Annotated in this window: 18 protein-coding genes and 1 pseudogene; 8 read left to right on the top strand and 11 right to left on the bottom strand. The window is 63.3% G+C overall.

Annotation, left to right across the window (positions count from 1 at the left end):
* Entirely contained in the window at positions 1 to 762 is a 762-nt protein-coding gene (locus NKI96_RS17795) for a TerC family protein (protein WP_023827027.1), read from the top strand.
* A gap of 21 nt (positions 763 to 783) precedes the next feature.
* Here NKI96_RS17795 and NKI96_RS17790 read toward each other — a convergent pair.
* From NKI96_RS17790 to NKI96_RS17780, 3 genes and pseudogenes are all read right to left on the bottom strand, one after another.
* A pseudogene (locus tag NKI96_RS17790) lies at positions 784 to 1,265 on the bottom strand (SRPBCC family protein).
* A gap of 27 nt (positions 1,266 to 1,292) precedes the next feature.
* The gene (locus NKI96_RS17785) at positions 1,293 to 1,655 is read right to left on the bottom strand and encodes a VOC family protein (RefSeq protein WP_023827026.1); all 363 of its coding nucleotides are present in this window, start codon (positions 1,653 to 1,655) and stop codon (positions 1,293 to 1,295) included.
* A 20-nt stretch (positions 1,656 to 1,675) separates the two neighbouring features.
* Positions 1,676 to 2,158, bottom strand: a complete 483-nt coding sequence (locus NKI96_RS17780; protein ID WP_023668738.1) for an SRPBCC domain-containing protein — start codon at positions 2,156 to 2,158, stop codon at positions 1,676 to 1,678.
* A 51-nt stretch (positions 2,159 to 2,209) separates the two neighbouring features.
* On the opposite strand from NKI96_RS17780, the gene NKI96_RS17775 reads away from it, so the two are divergent.
* The 4 genes from NKI96_RS17775 (at position 2,210) to NKI96_RS17760 (ending at position 4,641) form a co-directional block, all read left to right on the top strand.
* Positions 2,210 to 2,533, top strand: coding sequence for an ArsR/SmtB family transcription factor (locus NKI96_RS17775; protein ID WP_023668739.1), 324 nt, complete (start codon positions 2,210 to 2,212; stop codon positions 2,531 to 2,533).
* Between the two features lie 180 nt (positions 2,534 to 2,713).
* Entirely contained in the window at positions 2,714 to 3,463 is a 750-nt protein-coding gene (locus NKI96_RS17770; protein ID WP_023668740.1) for a YebC/PmpR family DNA-binding transcriptional regulator, read from the top strand.
* A 117-nt stretch (positions 3,464 to 3,580) separates the two neighbouring features.
* On the top strand, positions 3,581 to 4,333 hold the full coding sequence (locus NKI96_RS17765; protein ID WP_352805410.1) for an RDD family protein: 753 nt from the start codon (positions 3,581 to 3,583) through the stop codon (positions 4,331 to 4,333).
* The gene (locus NKI96_RS17760; protein WP_023694581.1) at positions 4,330 to 4,641 is read left to right on the top strand and encodes an Rdx family protein; all 312 of its coding nucleotides are present in this window, start codon (positions 4,330 to 4,332) and stop codon (positions 4,639 to 4,641) included. The genes NKI96_RS17765 and NKI96_RS17760 overlap by 4 nt, the downstream gene beginning before the upstream one ends.
* A gap of 33 nt (positions 4,642 to 4,674) precedes the next feature.
* Here the strand turns inward: NKI96_RS17760 and NKI96_RS17755 are convergent, their stop codons facing one another.
* Together NKI96_RS17755 and NKI96_RS17750 are read right to left on the bottom strand one after the other, a co-directional pair.
* Positions 4,675 to 5,151, bottom strand: coding sequence for an anthrone oxygenase family protein (locus NKI96_RS17755; protein ID WP_023694582.1), 477 nt, complete (start codon positions 5,149 to 5,151; stop codon positions 4,675 to 4,677).
* A gap of 1 nt (position 5,152) precedes the next feature.
* Positions 5,153 to 5,980, bottom strand: coding sequence for an NAD(P)H-binding protein (locus tag NKI96_RS17750; protein WP_352805407.1), 828 nt, complete (start codon positions 5,978 to 5,980; stop codon positions 5,153 to 5,155).
* 117 nt (positions 5,981 to 6,097) lie between these two features.
* Between NKI96_RS17750 and NKI96_RS17745 the strand changes: the two genes are divergently transcribed.
* A complete protein-coding gene (locus NKI96_RS17745) occupies positions 6,098 to 6,739 on the top strand; it encodes a TetR/AcrR family transcriptional regulator (protein ID WP_023694584.1) in 642 nt (213 codons plus the stop codon).
* Between the two features lie 186 nt (positions 6,740 to 6,925).
* Here the strand turns inward: NKI96_RS17745 and rpmE are convergent, their stop codons facing one another.
* Positions 6,926 to 7,147 (bottom strand): 50S ribosomal protein L31, encoded by a 222-nt coding sequence (rpmE, locus tag NKI96_RS17740; protein ID WP_023668748.1) that lies wholly within the window; start codon positions 7,145 to 7,147, stop codon positions 6,926 to 6,928.
* Positions 7,148 to 7,351: 204 nt separating this feature from the next.
* On the opposite strand from rpmE, the gene NKI96_RS17735 reads away from it, so the two are divergent.
* Entirely contained in the window at positions 7,352 to 9,154 is a 1,803-nt protein-coding gene (locus tag NKI96_RS17735) for an ABC transporter transmembrane domain-containing protein (RefSeq protein WP_352805404.1), read from the top strand.
* Between the two features lie 10 nt (positions 9,155 to 9,164).
* On the opposite strand, the gene NKI96_RS17730 is transcribed toward NKI96_RS17735, so the two are convergent.
* On the bottom strand, positions 9,165 to 10,652 hold the full coding sequence (locus tag NKI96_RS17730) for a carboxypeptidase M32 (protein WP_023694585.1): 1,488 nt from the start codon (positions 10,650 to 10,652) through the stop codon (positions 9,165 to 9,167).
* 153 nt (positions 10,653 to 10,805) lie between these two features.
* Here NKI96_RS17730 and NKI96_RS17725 point away from each other — a divergent pair, with 153 nt between their 5' ends.
* A complete protein-coding gene (locus NKI96_RS17725) occupies positions 10,806 to 11,159 on the top strand; it encodes a DUF1304 domain-containing protein (RefSeq protein ID WP_023806573.1) in 354 nt (117 codons plus the stop codon).
* Between the two features lie 78 nt (positions 11,160 to 11,237).
* Here NKI96_RS17725 and NKI96_RS17720 read toward each other — a convergent pair whose 3' ends face one another.
* The 4 genes from NKI96_RS17720 to trhA form a co-directional block, all read right to left on the bottom strand.
* On the bottom strand, positions 11,238 to 11,663 hold the full coding sequence (locus NKI96_RS17720; RefSeq protein ID WP_023688945.1) for a hypothetical protein: 426 nt from the start codon (positions 11,661 to 11,663) through the stop codon (positions 11,238 to 11,240).
* A gap of 239 nt (positions 11,664 to 11,902) precedes the next feature.
* Positions 11,903 to 12,934 carry a peptidoglycan -binding protein gene (locus NKI96_RS17715; RefSeq protein ID WP_023684164.1) on the bottom strand — a complete coding sequence of 344 codons (1,032 nt, stop codon included), beginning with the start codon at positions 12,932 to 12,934 and terminating at the stop codon, positions 11,903 to 11,905.
* Position 12,935: 1 nt separating this feature from the next.
* Positions 12,936 to 13,961, bottom strand: a complete 1,026-nt coding sequence (locus NKI96_RS17710; protein WP_023668754.1) for a MotA/TolQ/ExbB proton channel family protein — start codon at positions 13,959 to 13,961, stop codon at positions 12,936 to 12,938.
* 179 nt (positions 13,962 to 14,140) lie between these two features.
* Positions 14,141 to 14,857, bottom strand: coding sequence for a PAQR family membrane homeostasis protein TrhA (gene trhA / locus NKI96_RS17705; protein WP_023688947.1), 717 nt, complete (start codon positions 14,855 to 14,857; stop codon positions 14,141 to 14,143).
* Between the last annotated feature and the right edge of the window lie 82 nt (positions 14,858 to 14,939).

The raw sequence follows: 14,939 nt of genomic DNA, 5'->3' as shown, positions 1-14,939 counted from the left end.
ATGCAGCTCGTTGACTTCCTGGCGCCGCATTTTCAATTCGTTTCCGATCCAACCGCGTGGGTCGCGTTGCTGACGCTGATCGTGCTCGAGGTCGTGCTCGGCATCGATAATCTGATCTTCATCTCGATCCTGACCAACAAATTGCCGGAAGCGCAGCGCGCCCGCGCCCGGCGTCTCGGCATCTCGGCGGCGCTGATCATGCGGCTGGTGCTGCTCGCAACCATCTCCATCATCGTGCAGCTGACGACGCCGGTGTTCACAGCGTTCGGCCATGGCTTTTCCTGGCGCGACCTGATCCTGATTGCCGGCGGCCTGTTCCTGGTCTGGAAGGCGACCAAGGAAATCCACCACACCGTCGATCCCGACGACCACAAGGATACGATGATGGGCGAGACGCTGCAGATCTCGCTTGCCGGCGCCATCTTCCAGATCCTGCTGCTCGATCTCGTCTTTTCGATCGATTCGATCATCACCGCCGTCGGCATGACCGACGAGATTGCCATCATGTACATCGCCGTGATCGTGGCGGTGAGCGTGATGATGCTGGCGGCCGGGCCGCTGGCCAACTTCATCGCCAAGAACCCGAGCATCGTCATGCTGGCGCTGGGCTTCCTGCTGATGATCGGCATGACGCTGATCGCCGACGGCATGGGCTATCATGTGCCGAAGGGCTACATCTACGCCGCGATGGGCTTTTCCGCCCTGGTCGAGGGCCTCAACATGCTGGCGCGGCGAAGGAAGAAATCCAGCGGTGGGCATTGAGGCTGGGCGATCGGGGCGATCCTAGCGCCCCGGCACGCCCTTCGGATAACGGTCGCCGATCAGGCCAAGCGACAGGCCCTGTTCAGCCATGCTTTGGCACCAGCCAACACCAGTGCGAAGCCGTCGGTCGAGCCGATCGCTTGCTTGACCTGCTCGTCGGCGGTGCCGGCGAAGCCGAAATTGCTGACCTCAAGAAAGGTCGCACCGTCAGGCGTTTCGGCGCCGGGCATCTCCGTGAATGTCCAGACCACAGTGGTCGGTGGATCGCTCCATTGCATGACGATCTTCTTGTTCTCGACGATCTCGCTGACATTGACCATCGCCGAGGCGCCGTACATGCGCCACTCCCAGCGAACCTCTTTGCCGCTATCCAGCCGGCCGCTACTGTGGGTAAACAAGAATTTCGTGGTGATGGCCGGGTTGACGATCGCCTCGAAGACCTCGTCGACCGGCCGCTTAATCAGCATGCCGGCTTCGGCAGTCGGCGTTTTGTGAATTTCCATCGATGCTCCTTCTTGTCCGGTTTGCGCTCACCAGGCGTCAGGCTCGCGCACCATGTGAACGATGCTGGTCGGGTTGGCGATCCAGAAGCCGCGAAAGCCTTCGCCCAGGGGCTCGACCGCGTCGCAACGGACGACGCCGGCCTTGGCGAGATGATCCGCAATGGCTGCAGAATCGTCGGTGAAAAGCTCAAGCCAGACTTCGGCCTGGCTCAGCATCGGCGCCTCGTCGATCCACAGACGGTTTGGGCCAAGCTCGAAGCCGATGGCTGGCGTCTTGGCGGTGAATGGCTTCAAGCCGACGACATCACGATAGAAGGCGATCGTCGCCTCGTACTGGTGCGGCGGCACCTTCATGGCGATGTTGATGCCACCGGTGATCTTCGCGGTCATTGCGGGCTCCGTTGCGCGGTTCATCTGTTTGTCTCGTTGGCCGGCTCGCCCCTCATCTCGCCGCGGTAGTAGCCGTCGCGCAGGTTGATGCCGTATTCGACATAGGCCTTCATGCAAGCCAGCATCTGCGACCAGCCCTCGCAATTGAGGTAGGATTTCTGCAGGCCGACCACGCCTTCCGGCCAGCCGGATTCAGCAATGGTCACAAGGGTGCCGCCATCGTCCAGCGGCTCGAAGTTCATCTCGATGCGTGTCTTGTAGGCGGGCTTGCCTTCGGCATCGGTGGCATCCCAGCGCAGCACGATATGGCGGTCCTTGATCACCTCATCGACTTCGACGGGCACCTTGCCCCACCAGACCACCCCGGTGCCGGCCTTCAGCGGCGCGCTGGCGCCGCCGATGGTGGTGAAATAGCCACTCAGCTTTTTGGGATTGACGACGGCGTCGAACACTTCGGCGACCGGTTTGCCGATGCGCCCGGAAACTCTGAATCCAAGAGACATATCCACAGCTCCTTCCTTGATTGGCTCGACGATATGTTATAGAAACATAACATGTCAAGCCAAACCGCAGACGATCACGTTTTCAAGGCGTTGGCGCATCCGCGCCGTCGCGAATTGCTGGATCGGCTGAAGGATGCACCGCAGACGACCGGCATGTTGTGCGAGGCGTTTCCCGACATCGATCGCTGCACCGTCATGCTGCATCTCAAGGTGCTGGAAGAAGCCGAACTGGTGGTGGCAAAGCGCCAAGGGCGAGAGCGCTGGAACCATCTCAACGCGCTGCCGATCAAGCACATCCACGACCGCTGGATCAGCCAGTATGCCGGCCATGCGCTCAGCATTATCGACCGGCTGAAGTCCGATCTGGAGGGCTGAACCGGCGCGGCTGGACGAATTGAGCCGATTTATCTATAAGCCGGCCATTCCGACAGAGAACGCCGTGCATCCATCGCGTTGCACCTTGGACGGCTCTGAAAATTTGAATTCGAGTACCCGGGAGGACGAGGTGAGACCACCTCGCTTCGGGATGCTCTAGCCGAAGACGACAGGGGTGCCATGGCCGGCCATTCACAGTTCAAGAACATCATGCACCGCAAGGGCCGGCAGGACGCGGTGCGGTCGAAAATGTTTTCCAAGCTGGCGCGCGAAATCACCGTCGCCGCCAAGAGCGGAACACCGGATCCGTCGATGAACCCGCGTTTGCGCCTGGCCATTCAGAACGCCAAGGCGGTGTCGATGCCGAAGGACAACATCCAGCGCGCCATTAACAAGGCGTCGATGGGCGATGCCGAGAATTACGAAGCGGTGCGCTATGAAGGCTATGGGCCGGGCGGCGTGGCGCTGATCGTCGAGGCGCTGACCGACAACCGCAACCGCTCGGCCTCGAATGTGCGCGCCGCCTTCACCAAAGCCGGCGGTGCGCTTGGTGAAACCGGCTCGGTGTCGTTCATGTGGAACCGCGCCGGCGAGATTTACTATCCGGCCTCCGCCGGCAGCGCCGACAAGGTGATGGACGCGGCGATCGAGGCCGGCGCCGATGACGTCGAGTCCGACGAGGAAGGCCACACCATCTACTGTGCGTTCGAGAGTATGGGCGAAGTGTCTAAGGCGCTGGAAGCCTCGCTTGGCGAGGCCGAATCGGTGAAGCCGATCTGGCAGCCGCAGAACAATGTCCCGGTCGACGAAGAGCGGGCGCAATCGCTGATGAAACTGGTGGCAACGCTCGAGGACGATGACGACGTGCAGAGCGTCTACGCCAATTTCGAGGTCGACGACGAGACCATGGCCAAGCTCAGCGCGGCGTAGGTCCGTGCAATACAGTCGGATGCGAATATTGCTGTATGACGGCGGCCTGCCTATAGATTAGTCAGTTATCAGGGGGGGCCGACGACCGACTATAAAGAGGCAAGTTTTGCCGATGCGGTGGCCTGGCCTCGCCGGCCCGGCATATGGCGACGGTTTCTCGCTGCACTCATCGACTACCTTGTAATCCTGATCGCCCTCTATTTGCTCGTAGGGGCTCTATTTCTGCTGACCAACGGTGGCGTAAAAGGCAGCTTTTGGCTGAACTGGAAACTATGCCAGGAGGGTACGGTTCACGGTGCCCCGACACTTGCCCGTTATGATTGGCAGGTGTGTAGAACATCAGTACTTGGTTTGCCGGTCGCCATATGGAGCGTGGGTACGGCGCCGGGCTCAAAGCCTGGAGAAACCTCCTCCATCTCGATCGATCTGGATTCGCAAGGGAATTTCAGGCCTGCAGCATTGGACCTGGGTTTCCTCGAGCTGATCGCTCTGGCGTCTTATCTCCTCATTATGGAGTTGAAGTCCGGCCAATCAATCGGCAAGCGGCTCACGGAGCTCACTGTACATGATGAGGACGACAGACATAGGGTCGGCCTGCCGGCGAGAAAGGCTGTTCGGCGGCAACTTATCAAGTTTCTCGGCGCATTACCGATCGTCCTGACGGGAAGCTGGTATGCTTTTCAGGCTTGGGGCACCGCTCCCGGTGGCGTGCAGGATTACTCCAGCCTGGAAATAGTGGTTGCGTCCGCTGCCCTCGTTTCGGTGTTGATCTGGCCGGTCTGGATTGCGATATCCATAGCTCTGGGCGACGACCCGATACACGATCGATTCGCAAATACCACGGTGCGCATACAGGAGGCCCAGACATGAGTGTGCCGGAGAGGCCCCGCGTGGTCATCACCTATTGCACGCAGTGCCAGTGGCTGTTGCGGGCCGGCTGGATGGCGCAGGAACTGCTCTCCACCTTCGGCACGGATCTTGGCGAAGTGACGCTGGTGCCGGGCACAGGCGGCATCTTCACCGTTTCCTGCAACGATGTGCTGGTCTGGGACCGCAAGCGCGACGGCGGCTTTCCCGATGCCGCCAAGCTCAAGCAGCTGGTGCGCGACGTCATCGATCCGGACCGGGATCTCGGTCATTCCGACCGCAAGGGTCACACGCAAAAGGACTCCGCTTGAGGCGAGGTCCTTGCGTTTGCGAAGTGCCATTTTTCAGAGCAATGCGAACATGAAGCAGGCCATCGACACGATGGCGGTGATGGTGCGGACGTGGTTCCACATCACCCATTGATTCAGATGGTTCGCCCACACGGCTACGCCATTGGCGCTGGCCGGGTCGACGGCGGCGAGCGCATCGTTGAGCGGCACATTGAAGACCATGGTCACGATCGGGTTGCCGATCAAATAGATCACGGCACCGGCAAGCAGCCAGTATAAGCCGGACTGGCTCCACCCCATGAGAACGGCGGCGATAAGCACCAGACAGAGCACGCCGGTGCCGAACAGCGCCGTCATGAAGGTGGGCGTGATCACCGTGATGTTGATCGAATTCATCGCTGCGATGCCTTGGGGGACCGGCAGCCGGGCAAGCGCCGACATGATAAAGTTGGAAAAGGCGAAGAACACGCCGCCGACGACGCCCGAGCCGATGGCGGCGATGATGGTGAGGGTGGGAAGAAGCTTGATCATCTCAGTTGCTCCAAATGCCGGTTGCGGCGGGTTCATTTGCGTAGGCGGAAAAGTCTTTCGGCGCGCGGCCGAGCACACGCTGGACACCGTCGGTCAGCGTCTCGTTGCGGCCGTCAAGCACTTCGGTGAACAGCTCGTTGAGCAGCCAGGCGATTTCGGGCGGCAGTTCGTGTGCCGCCGTCGCGGCGGTGAATTCGTCATGCGAGATCTTGATATAGCGGATGTCGCGGCCGGTCGCCTTGGCGATCTCGGCGACCGCGTCGGCGAAGCTCAGCAGCCGCGGCCCGGTCAGCTCATAGAGCTGGCCGACATGGCCCGGCTCGGTCAGCGCGACGAAGGCAGCATCGGCGATGTCGTCGACATCGACGAAGGGCTCGCCAACAGGGCCGACAGGCAAGGCCACTTCGCCTTGCAGCAGGGACTCGACGACAAAACCTTCGCTGAAATTCTGCGAAAACCAGGCGCAGCGCAGGATCGTCCAGTCGGCGCCCGAGGCTTTGACCATCTCTTCGGCGCGCTGGGCCTCGGTCTCGCCGCGGCCGGAGAGCCGCACCAGGCGGGTGACGCCATTTGCCACCGCAAGCCTGGCGAAGGCGCCGACTGTCTCGGCGGCGCGCGGCACGGCGATGTCGGGATAGTAGCTGATGTAGACGGCACTCACGCCTTGCATGGCAGGCTCCCAGGTCGCCGGAACCTCCCAGTCGAAGCGGGGGCTGCCGGAGCGCGAGCCGATGCGCACGGGAACGCCCTGTGCGGTCAGCCGCTCTGCGAGGCGACGGCCGGTCTTGCCAGTGCCGCCGAGGATCAGGATTGGTTTGGTGTCAGTCATTGTGGTTCTCCTTTGCTTGAAAATATGAGTGATCCTCACATTTGCAAAACGTGATAAACCCTCGTATTTTGCGAGTCAAGCCGTTTGTTGGCAATTTTGTCGGAACCGGAGGCAGTCATGGAAGACACAGCAGCGCCCGCATCTGCCCAGGAGCAGGTAGCATCGCCGCGGCGGGCGCCCACCCAGCAGCGCAGCCGCGAGCGGGTCGAGCGCATGCTGGCCGCAGCCTCGGCGCTGATTGCCGAGCAAGGCAGCGACGCCATGCGCATGGGCGAGGTGGCGGAACGGGCCGCGGTGTCGATCGGCTCGCTCTACCAGTTCTTTCCCGACAAGCGGGCGATCGTCTGGGCGCTGGCCGAGCGCTACACCGCCGAAAGCCAGGCCTGCATCTCCTCGGCGCTCAAGGATGTCGTCGACGCCGAGGGCCTGCGGCAGGCGTTTTCGGAGCTGGTGGATATCTACTATCAGCTGTTCCTGGCCGAGCCGGTGATGCGCGACATCTGGTCGGGCACGCAGGCCGACAAGGCGCTGCGCCAGCTCGAACTCGCCGACAGCCGGGCAAATGCCGAATTCCTGACCATGGTGCTGAAGCGGCTGCATCCCGGCGCCGATCCGGTGGCGCTGGAGACCACAGCGTTTCTGGTCTGGCAGATGGGCGAGGCTGCCGTGCGGCTGGCGATCTCGGTCGATCGGCAGGAGGGCGACAGGCTGGTCGCCGCCTACAAGCGCATGGCGCTGCGGGAATTGGTGGACGGGTAGGCTCGCACCACTCTGGGAAGGGTCGCTTCGAAGCAGCAGGGTGGAGGCGTCGGACCGCACCCGACCCTTGGGCCGACCTCCCCACAAGCGGGAGGTATCGGCGCGTTAGCTTGAAGCGACTGACTTTGACGGCAACAAAAAACCCGCCACAAAGGCGGGTTCTTTATTCAGCGATACAGGTAAACTTTAAAGGCCGAAACCTTCGAAGCGCTTCTTGAACTTCGACAGGCGGCCGCCGCGGTCGAGCAGGGTCTGCTGGCCGCCGGTCCAGGCCGGGTGCGTGGTCGGATCGATATCGAGGTTCATCGTATCGCCTTCCTTGCCCCAGGTCGAACGGGTCGAGTATTCGGTGCCATCGGTCATGACGACCTTGATGGTGTGGTAGTCGGGATGGATATCGGCCTTCATTGTCGTGCTTCCTGGCTTGCGGCGCTACAGACGGGCCCGCGGCCTGCGTCGATGCGCCCCTTTTTAAAACTCGAAGCCGCAGCTATTGAAAAGCCACGGCTTCTAAAACGGTCGGCGAGCCTATACATCAGCCGGAATTGAATCACAAGGCCACGGCAGGCGCATATTGAACGCGCCCACCTGGAGCGGCCAGAGGAAACGGTCATGGCGGACATCAGCGGCGAGCAAGACGGGCGCAGGCGCTCGCTCGGGCCGCTCAGGCGCCTATATCCCTACATATTCCGCTACCGCAAACTGGTCATAGGCGCCCTCATTTCGCTCGCCATCGCCGCAGCGACGACGCTGGCGCTGCCGCTGGCCGTGCGGCGCATGATCGACCACGGTTTCAGCGCTTCCGACACCGTCTTCATCGCCGAATATTTCGCCGCTTTGGTGGCGATGGCAGCCATTCTGGCGGCGGCATCGGCCGGACGCTACTACTTCGTCATCACGCTCGGCGAGCGGGTCGTTGCCGACATCCGCAGCGACGTGTTTTCGCATGTCACGACGCTTTCGCCGTCCTTCTTCGACACCGCCCAGTCGGGCGAGATCGTCTCGCGGCTTGCCGCCGACACCACGCAGGTGAAATCCGCCGTCGGCGCCACCGCCTCCGTGGCGTTGCGCAACGTCATCCTCGGCCTTGGCGCGGTGGCGATGATGGTCGTCACCAGCCCGAAACTGTCGGGCCTGGTGATCGCGGCCATTCCGCTCATCGTGCTGCCGCTGGTCGCGTTCGGCCGTTCGGTGAGGCGCCGGTCACGGCAGGCGCAGGATACGCTGGCGCAAGCGACCGCCTATGCCAGCGAGCAGATCGGCGCGGTGCGCACGCTGCAGGCGTTCACCAACGAGACGCTGGTCACCGGGCGGTTCTCGGCCGCGGTGGAAGCCGCCTTCCAAGCGGCGCGCTCGTCGATCTTCTCCCGCTCGCTGCTCACCTTCTTTGCCATCTTCATGATCTTTTCCTCGGTCGTGGCGGTGTTGTGGTTCGGCTCGCGTGACGTGCTTGCCGGCACGATGTCGCCCGGTACGCTCGGCCAGTTCCTGCTTTACTCCGTGTTTGCCGCAGGCGCGCTGGGCGCACTGTCGGAAGTCTGGGGCGAGCTTGCCCAGGCGGCGGGTGCGGCCGAAAGGCTGACCGAGATACTCGACGAGACGCCGGCGATTCAACCGCCGGCCAATCCGCTGCCGCTGCCCGCCAAGGCGACAGGCGCGATCAGCTTCGACGACGTCTCCTTCTCCTACCCGGCAAGGCCGGACCGTGCCGCCGTCCACGGCTTGAGTTTTCAGGTCAAGCCCGGCGAGACGGTGGCGATCGTCGGCCCGTCGGGCGCCGGAAAGAGCACCGTCTTTTCGCTGATCCTGCGCTTCTACGATCCAGAAACCGGCCGCATCGCCATTGACGGCGTCGACGTGCGCGAAGCCGATCCGGCTGAAGTGCGGGAGCGCATTGCGATCGTGCCGCAGGATGTCACCATCTTTGCGGCAAGCGCGCGCGACAATATCGGCTTTGGCCGGCCGGGCGCGACGAATGCCGAGATCGAGGCCGCCGCCAGGGACGCGCTGGCCGACGAGTTCATCCTCAGGCTCGACAAGGGCTACGACAGCCAGGTCGGCGAGCGCGGCGTCACCTTGTCCGGCGGCCAGCGCCAGCGCGTGGCGATCGCCCGCGCCATCCTGCGCGACGCGCCGATCCTGCTGCTCGACGAGGCCACGTCGGCGCTCGACGCCGAAAGCGAAACGCTGGTGCAGACGGCGCTGGAACGGCTGATGCAGGGCCGCACCACCATCGTCATCGCCCACCGGCTGGCGACCGTGCTGAAGGCCGACCGCATCCTGGTCATGGATGGCGGCCGCATCGTCGAGGAAGGCACGCACCAGAGCCTGGTCGCCAAGGGCGGAATCTATGCAAGGCTGGCCAAGCTGCAGTTCGAAACCGGAGCAAGCGCCTTCAGGGGTGCCGCGGAGTAGCAACCCGCAATCAGGCGGGACCATACCGCTTGCGGAGATGCTCGGTGAAATGCGCGGCATTCAGTTTCTCGCCGGTGGCGCGCTCAAGCAGTTCGGGCGTCGACCAGCGCGATCCCTGCGACCAGATCTTGTCGCGGCGCCAGTCATTGATGGCGGCGAAATTGCCCCTGGCGAGATCGCTGTCGGCTGAAGGATGGTCGCGCGTCAGCGCAGCCCATTGCTGCGCCGCCATCATGGCGCCCAGCGTATAGGACGGGAAATAGCCGAAGGCGGCGCCCGGCCAATGCACGTCCTGCATCGGTCCGTCGGCTGGGTTGTCGATGGTCGAAAGGCCAAGATACTCCCGCATCTTGGCGTCCCACGCTTCGGGCAGGTCGGCCGCCTGCAGCCGCCCCGAGACCAGCTCCTGCTCCAACTCGTAGCGCAGGATGACATGCAGCGGGTAGGTTACCTCGTCCGCGTCGACGCGGATCAGGCCGCGCTCGACCCGGTGCACATGCGGCAGGATGTCGTCGAGCGACCAGGCTTCGCCGAGATGCTTTTCGACCACGGGCAGCGCCCAGCGCCAGAATTCGGGGTTGCGGCCGACCTGTTTCTCGACGAACAGGCTCTGGCTTTCATGCACCGCCATGCCGCGCGCCTTGCCGAGCGGCCAGTGCGCCCAGGCCTTCGGCAGGTTCTGCTCGTAGAGCGCATGGCCGGTCTCGTGCAGCACGCCCATCAAGGCCGACAGGAAGTCGGACGTCTTGTAGCGGGTGGTGATGCGCACGTCGCTCGGCACGCCGCCGCAGAAGGGATGGTGCGATACGGACAGAGAACCGTGGGTGAGGTCGAAGCCGACCGAAGCCATCATGGCGAGACCAAGCTCGCGCTGCCGGTCGATCGCATAGCTGCCGGAGAGCGGCTTCACGGGATGCCTGGCCAGGCGCGCTTCCTGCGCGGCCAGGGCTTCCGGCACGAAGCCCTTCAGGAATGTCTTCAGCTCGGTGAAGACCGGCGTGATGTCGGCGGCGCGGTTGCCAGGATCGTATTGCTCCATCAGTGCGTCGTAGGGATCGAGGCCGAGCGCGTCGGCGCGCAAAGCGGCTTCCTCGCGCACCAGCGCGATGACACCTTCGAGCGCCGGCAGGAAGCCTGCCCAGTCATTCTTGGCGCGCAGGTCGCGCCAGAGCTGCTCGGAGCGCATACGCGCCACCGTCTGGCGCTCGACGAATTCGACCGGCAGGCAGGTCAGGTTGGTGTATTGGCGACGCAGTTCGCGGACCGCCGCCTGCTGCTCCTCGTTCAGCGCCTCCTGTTCGGCGGCGGCGAGCCAGTCGGCGATCTCCGGCGCGGTAGCCCTGATATGCAGCATCCCGGCCAGGGACGACATGGCTTCGGCGCGCTTCTCGCCGCCGCCGACGGCCATGTGGGTCGCCTCGTCGGCGCCGAGGATAGCGAGCGCATGTTCCAGCGCTTCGAGCTTGTGGCCGAGATCATCGAGCTTCTGAAAAGACATGGCAGGTTCCGCGTTTTGGACCGCGGGAAAAGATACCAACGCGCCAGGATTGGCAACCCTCAAAGGTGGCTTTCGCCGATGCAGCTTGCGCCGATGAGCTTGTGCGTGGAATGCTGGCTGGCGGTGGAACACCGCCATGCAGGGGAGACTAAGATGATCGGCAATATCCTGGTCGGGCTGGTGGCCCTGATCCACCTCTACATCGTCTATCTGGAGATGGTGGCGTGGGACACACCGCGCGGGCACAGGGCGTTCAACCTCAAGCCGGACTTCGCCAGCGCATCGAAGGTGCTCGCCGCCAATCAGGGGCTCTACAACGGCTTCCTTGCCGCCGGGCTGATCTGGGGCCTCTATCTCGGCGCAGCCGGATTCCAGATCAAGGTGTTCTTCCTGCTTTGCATCGCCGTCGCCGGCCTCTATGGCGCGGCGACTGCCAGCCGGAAGATCCTCTATATTCAGACCGTGCCGGCGGTGCTGGCCCTCGCTGCGCTGTGGCTGGGCTGGTGACAAAAAAGACGCCCTCGGAGCCAGATCCGGGGGCGTCAGACAGTCCCTTCCTCATTCCTGGAGATATCAGAGCGGATCTCAGCCGTTCGGATAATTTCCGCCGTCGGAGCCATCACCGATCATGAAGCCGCTGCCGGTGTCGGACATCAGCCTCTGATCGACATTGTCGAGGCGGCGCAGCAGATCGTGATATTGCGCGGCCGGGATCCGGCCATGGTCCGAAGCGGCGACCCGTTCGGCGGCCTGGCCGATATGCGCAGCACGCAGATGCAGCCACTGCGCTTCCGAGGTCGAGATGCCCTTCGTCTCGCGCGCATCCGTGATGCCCTGTTCGACGCCCCGCACCTGCTCGATCAGGCCGGTCACGCGCGGACCGGTCATGTCGGTCGGGTCGCTGGCGTCGAGGGCGCCCTTGTGATGTCCGGCGGCATAGGCGCCGGCGAGTGGAACAGTGATCAGAAGTGTCGTGAGGGTTGCGGTCCTGAGAGTCTTCAAAGAGCGCATGATGTGCGTCTCCTCCTGCTATGGAAGGGGCAAGCGCTTTCGCTCCGCCTTCCGGAAGCGGGCCGTCCGGTTCCGTCGCGTCGCGATGGGAGGCATCGCCGGCGGTTCTCGGCCCTGCGCGTCAAAGTAGGAGCCCGGAAACGCGAAGTGTAATTAAAGAAAGATAATGTTTTCAGGCCTTGCCGACCTGGCGTTGCGCCCTAGAGTTGAGCCGGCAAACAATTTCGCGTGACTGAAAATCACCGTTCGGTGAGCTTCAGTTCAATGCGTCGGTTCTTGTTGCGGGCGTCTTCGGTGTCGGCGGGGTCGAGCGGCTGGAATTCGCCGAAGCCGGCCGCAACCAGCCGGTTGGCGGGCACGCCGTTCTCGATCAGGAACTTGACCACCGAGGTCGAACGCGCCGTCGACAATTCCCAATTGTCGCGATAGCGGCCGGCGCCGGACAGCGGCTTGTTGTCGGTGTGGCCGTCGACGCGCAGCACCCAGTTGATCTCGGGCGGGATTTCCTTTTGCAACTCGATGATGGCATCGGCGAGCTTCTTCATCTCGACCTTGCCGGCATCGTTGATCACTTCCGACCCGGTCGGGAACAGAACTTCCGACTGGAAGACGAAGCGGTCGCCGACGATGCGGATGTTCTCGCGGTCGGCGAGGATTTCGCGCAGGCGGCCGAAGAAGTCGGAGCGATAGCGGTTCAGCTCCTGCACGCGCTGCGCCAGCGCGACGTTGAGCCGACGGCCGAGATCGGCGATCTTGGTGTTGGAATCGCGGTCGCGCGTTTCGGACACATTGAGGGCGTCCTCGAGCGCGCCGATCTGCTTGCGCAGTGCTGCGATCTGCTGGTTCAGGATCTCGACCTGGCTCAGCGCCTGCTGGCTGATCTGGCGCTGGCTGTCGAGTTCGCCGCCGAGTTCCGCGGCGCGCTGGGTGGCGGCGTCGCCGGCGCCGGCACCTTGCGCCAGCAGCTGCTCGAGCCGGCTCTTCTCAGCTTCGGCGGCCGACAGCGACGCCTGCAGATTGGCCAGCGAATCGTCCTTGTCCTGCGCGCTCGAGCGCTCCAGCGCCAGCAACTGCGTCAGTTCGTTGATCTGCGAGTTGAGGCGCGTGAGCGCCGTATCCTTGCCGGAGAGTTCGCGTCCGAGCAGGAACTGCGCCAGCACGAAAACGGTGAGCAGGAACATGATGGCGAGCAGCAGCGTCGACAGCGCGTCGACGAAGCCCGGCCAATAGTCGATCCGGCGATCGGTGCGCCGGCCCCTGGCGAGAGCCATGCTAGTGGACCCCGGGTTTCTTCAGCGCGTCGGCGATCTTTTCCAGCGTGTTGCGCATCGCCTTCTGCTCGTCCGACTGGGCCTCGACCCAGTCGCGCATGATCTGCTGCTCGGAGCGCATGTTCTTGACCAGGCCGGAAATGCCGTCGGCGAGATTGGCCATGGCGGTGGCGACGCGCGGATTGGAGCCGCCGCCGCTTTCCTGCATGCTGCGCAGCCGTTCCGACAGGACCCGGATCTCGTCGGAGGATTCAGTCTTGGCCGGGTCGGCGACGGCGATGTCGGAGGAGAGATCGGTGACCGAGGACAGCCAGTTTTCAAGCTCGGTATAGAAGCGGGTCTGGGCGCGGCCGGCCTGCAGGTCGAGGAAGCCTAGCACCAGCGACCCGGAAAGGCCGAACAGCGAGGACGAAAAGGCCGTACCCATGCCGGCCAGCGGCGCCGACAGCCCCTGCTTCAGCGAATCGAGCACGGCGGCGGCGTCGCCGGTGCCGGGATCGAGCGATTCGATGGTTTCGCGGATCGAGCCGATGGTGTTGAGCAGGCCCCAGAAGGTGCCGAGCAAACCGAGGAACACCAGCAGGCCGACAAGATAGCGCGACGTGTCGCGGCTTTCGTCGAGGCGGGTGGCGATCGAATCCAGCATGGTGCGCATCGAAGACGTCGAGAAGGCCACCGTCGAGGAGCGGCCGATCATCGCCTTCATCGGCGCCAGCAGCACCGGCTCGGTGGTTTCGGAACCGGCGCGGAAGGAATTGACCCAGCGCACTTCGCGAAACAGTCGTCCGACCTGGGCGAAGGCGAGCAGGATGCCGACCACAAGGACGCCGACGATCAGGCCGTTGAGGCCGGGATTGCTCCCGAAAGCGGTCGAGATCTGGCGGGTGAGGATGGCGGCGATGAAGGCGACGATGACCAGGAAGATGACCATGGTCAGGAGGAAGACCTGCGGGCTCGACAGTTTGTGCGGATCGTACATCAGGACATCAGAACGCCTGCCCACGCCGAAGGATCTGAGAAAAGCCATCCGTGCCCCGTTTCCGATGCTCTATTTGCCTTGACGCAATTCCGAACGGGAAGCCGCTCATACTTCCCTGGAACCGCTCCAGTGCCGCCGATCACGTAATTCGCGACTCTAAACGGAATTGTGACCAAATTGAATGGCGCTTGGCAATATTGCCCGACTGTCGGGCCGCACCACGCCGTTCAGAGGCGGTTGACGACCAGGCAGTCGACCATGGCGGCAAGATGCAGCCCGGCGCCGGTGACGACAAAGCCGTGCCAGAGGGCATTGTGAAAGCGCAGGCGTTTCCAGGCGAAGAAGATGACGCCGCAGGAGTACACGATGCCGCCGGCGACAATCAGCGCGATCGAGGTCGTCGGCAACGTCGCCACCAGCGGCTTGACCAGGACGACGCCGCTCCAGCCGATGGCGAGATAGAAGACAATGGCCAGACGATCGAAGCGGCCGGGCAGGAACACTTTCATGGCAATGCCGGTCAAAGCAGCGGTCCAGACAAGGACAATCATCGGCAGCGCCAGCGGCGAGCCGTCGAGCTGGGCCAGAAAGGGCGTGTAGGTCGCGGCGATCAGGAGATAGATCGCCGCATGATCGAAGCGCCGCAAGATCCACTTCGCCGGCGACGTCACCGGCCACAGATTGTAGGTCAGCGAAATCGACAGCACAGTCAGCAGCGACACCACGAAGAAGGCGGCGGCGATGTATTCGCCGGGACCGGCATGGAAGGCGGCCAGCGCCAGCAACGCCGAGCCGGCGGCTATCGCCAGCACGATGCCGACCGCATGGACGATGCCATCGGCGATCATCTCCGCACGCGAGTAGTGCCAACGCCCGACATAAGGGATTTCAACTGGCTGGTCTGGCTGCGCTTCTCGCGAGGATAGTGAAGGTATGCTCGTCATAAAAAATCCTGCGTCACCCTTATCTGGGCGGCCGCCGGGCAGTATTTCAAGCTTTGATTGCGGTTTTGCGACTGCGGCGCTT

Origin of the sequence: Mesorhizobium sp. M0292 (genome assembly GCF_040321695.1) — a bacterium.
Classification (GTDB): Bacteria; Pseudomonadota; Alphaproteobacteria; order Rhizobiales; family Rhizobiaceae; genus Mesorhizobium.
This window is presented reverse-complemented; position numbering and strand designations above follow the sequence as displayed.

Bases quoted from the DNA above. Each gene is read 5' to 3' on its own strand.
- NKI96_RS17795 (WP_023827027.1), top strand. From the start codon at position 1: ATGCAGCTCGTTGACTTCCTGGCGCCGCATTTTCAATTCGTTTCCGAT.
- NKI96_RS17785 (WP_023827026.1), bottom strand. From the start codon at position 1,655: ATGACCGCGAAGATCACCGGTGGCATCAACATCGCCATGAAGGTGCCG.
- NKI96_RS17780 (WP_023668738.1), bottom strand. From the start codon at position 2,158: ATGTCTCTTGGATTCAGAGTTTCCGGGCGCATCGGCAAACCGGTCGCC.
- NKI96_RS17775 (WP_023668739.1), top strand. From the start codon at position 2,210: ATGTCAAGCCAAACCGCAGACGATCACGTTTTCAAGGCGTTGGCGCAT.
- NKI96_RS17770 (WP_023668740.1), top strand. From the start codon at position 2,714: ATGGCCGGCCATTCACAGTTCAAGAACATCATGCACCGCAAGGGCCGG.
- NKI96_RS17760 (WP_023694581.1), top strand. From the start codon at position 4,330: ATGAGTGTGCCGGAGAGGCCCCGCGTGGTCATCACCTATTGCACGCAG.
- NKI96_RS17755 (WP_023694582.1), bottom strand. From the start codon at position 5,151: ATGATCAAGCTTCTTCCCACCCTCACCATCATCGCCGCCATCGGCTCG.
- NKI96_RS17750 (WP_352805407.1), bottom strand. From the start codon at position 5,980: ATGACTGACACCAAACCAATCCTGATCCTCGGCGGCACTGGCAAGACC.
- NKI96_RS17745 (WP_023694584.1), top strand. From the start codon at position 6,098: ATGGAAGACACAGCAGCGCCCGCATCTGCCCAGGAGCAGGTAGCATCG.
- rpmE (WP_023668748.1), bottom strand. From the start codon at position 7,147: ATGAAGGCCGATATCCATCCCGACTACCACACCATCAAGGTCGTCATG.
- NKI96_RS17735 (WP_352805404.1), top strand. From the start codon at position 7,352: ATGGCGGACATCAGCGGCGAGCAAGACGGGCGCAGGCGCTCGCTCGGG.
- NKI96_RS17730 (WP_023694585.1), bottom strand. From the start codon at position 10,652: ATGTCTTTTCAGAAGCTCGATGATCTCGGCCACAAGCTCGAAGCGCTG.
- NKI96_RS17725 (WP_023806573.1), top strand. From the start codon at position 10,806: ATGATCGGCAATATCCTGGTCGGGCTGGTGGCCCTGATCCACCTCTAC.
- NKI96_RS17720 (WP_023688945.1), bottom strand. From the start codon at position 11,663: ATGCGCTCTTTGAAGACTCTCAGGACCGCAACCCTCACGACACTTCTG.
- NKI96_RS17715 (WP_023684164.1), bottom strand. From the start codon at position 12,934: ATGGCTCTCGCCAGGGGCCGGCGCACCGATCGCCGGATCGACTATTGG.
- NKI96_RS17710 (WP_023668754.1), bottom strand. From the start codon at position 13,961: ATGGCTTTTCTCAGATCCTTCGGCGTGGGCAGGCGTTCTGATGTCCTG.
- trhA (WP_023688947.1), bottom strand. From the start codon at position 14,857: ATGACGAGCATACCTTCACTATCCTCGCGAGAAGCGCAGCCAGACCAG.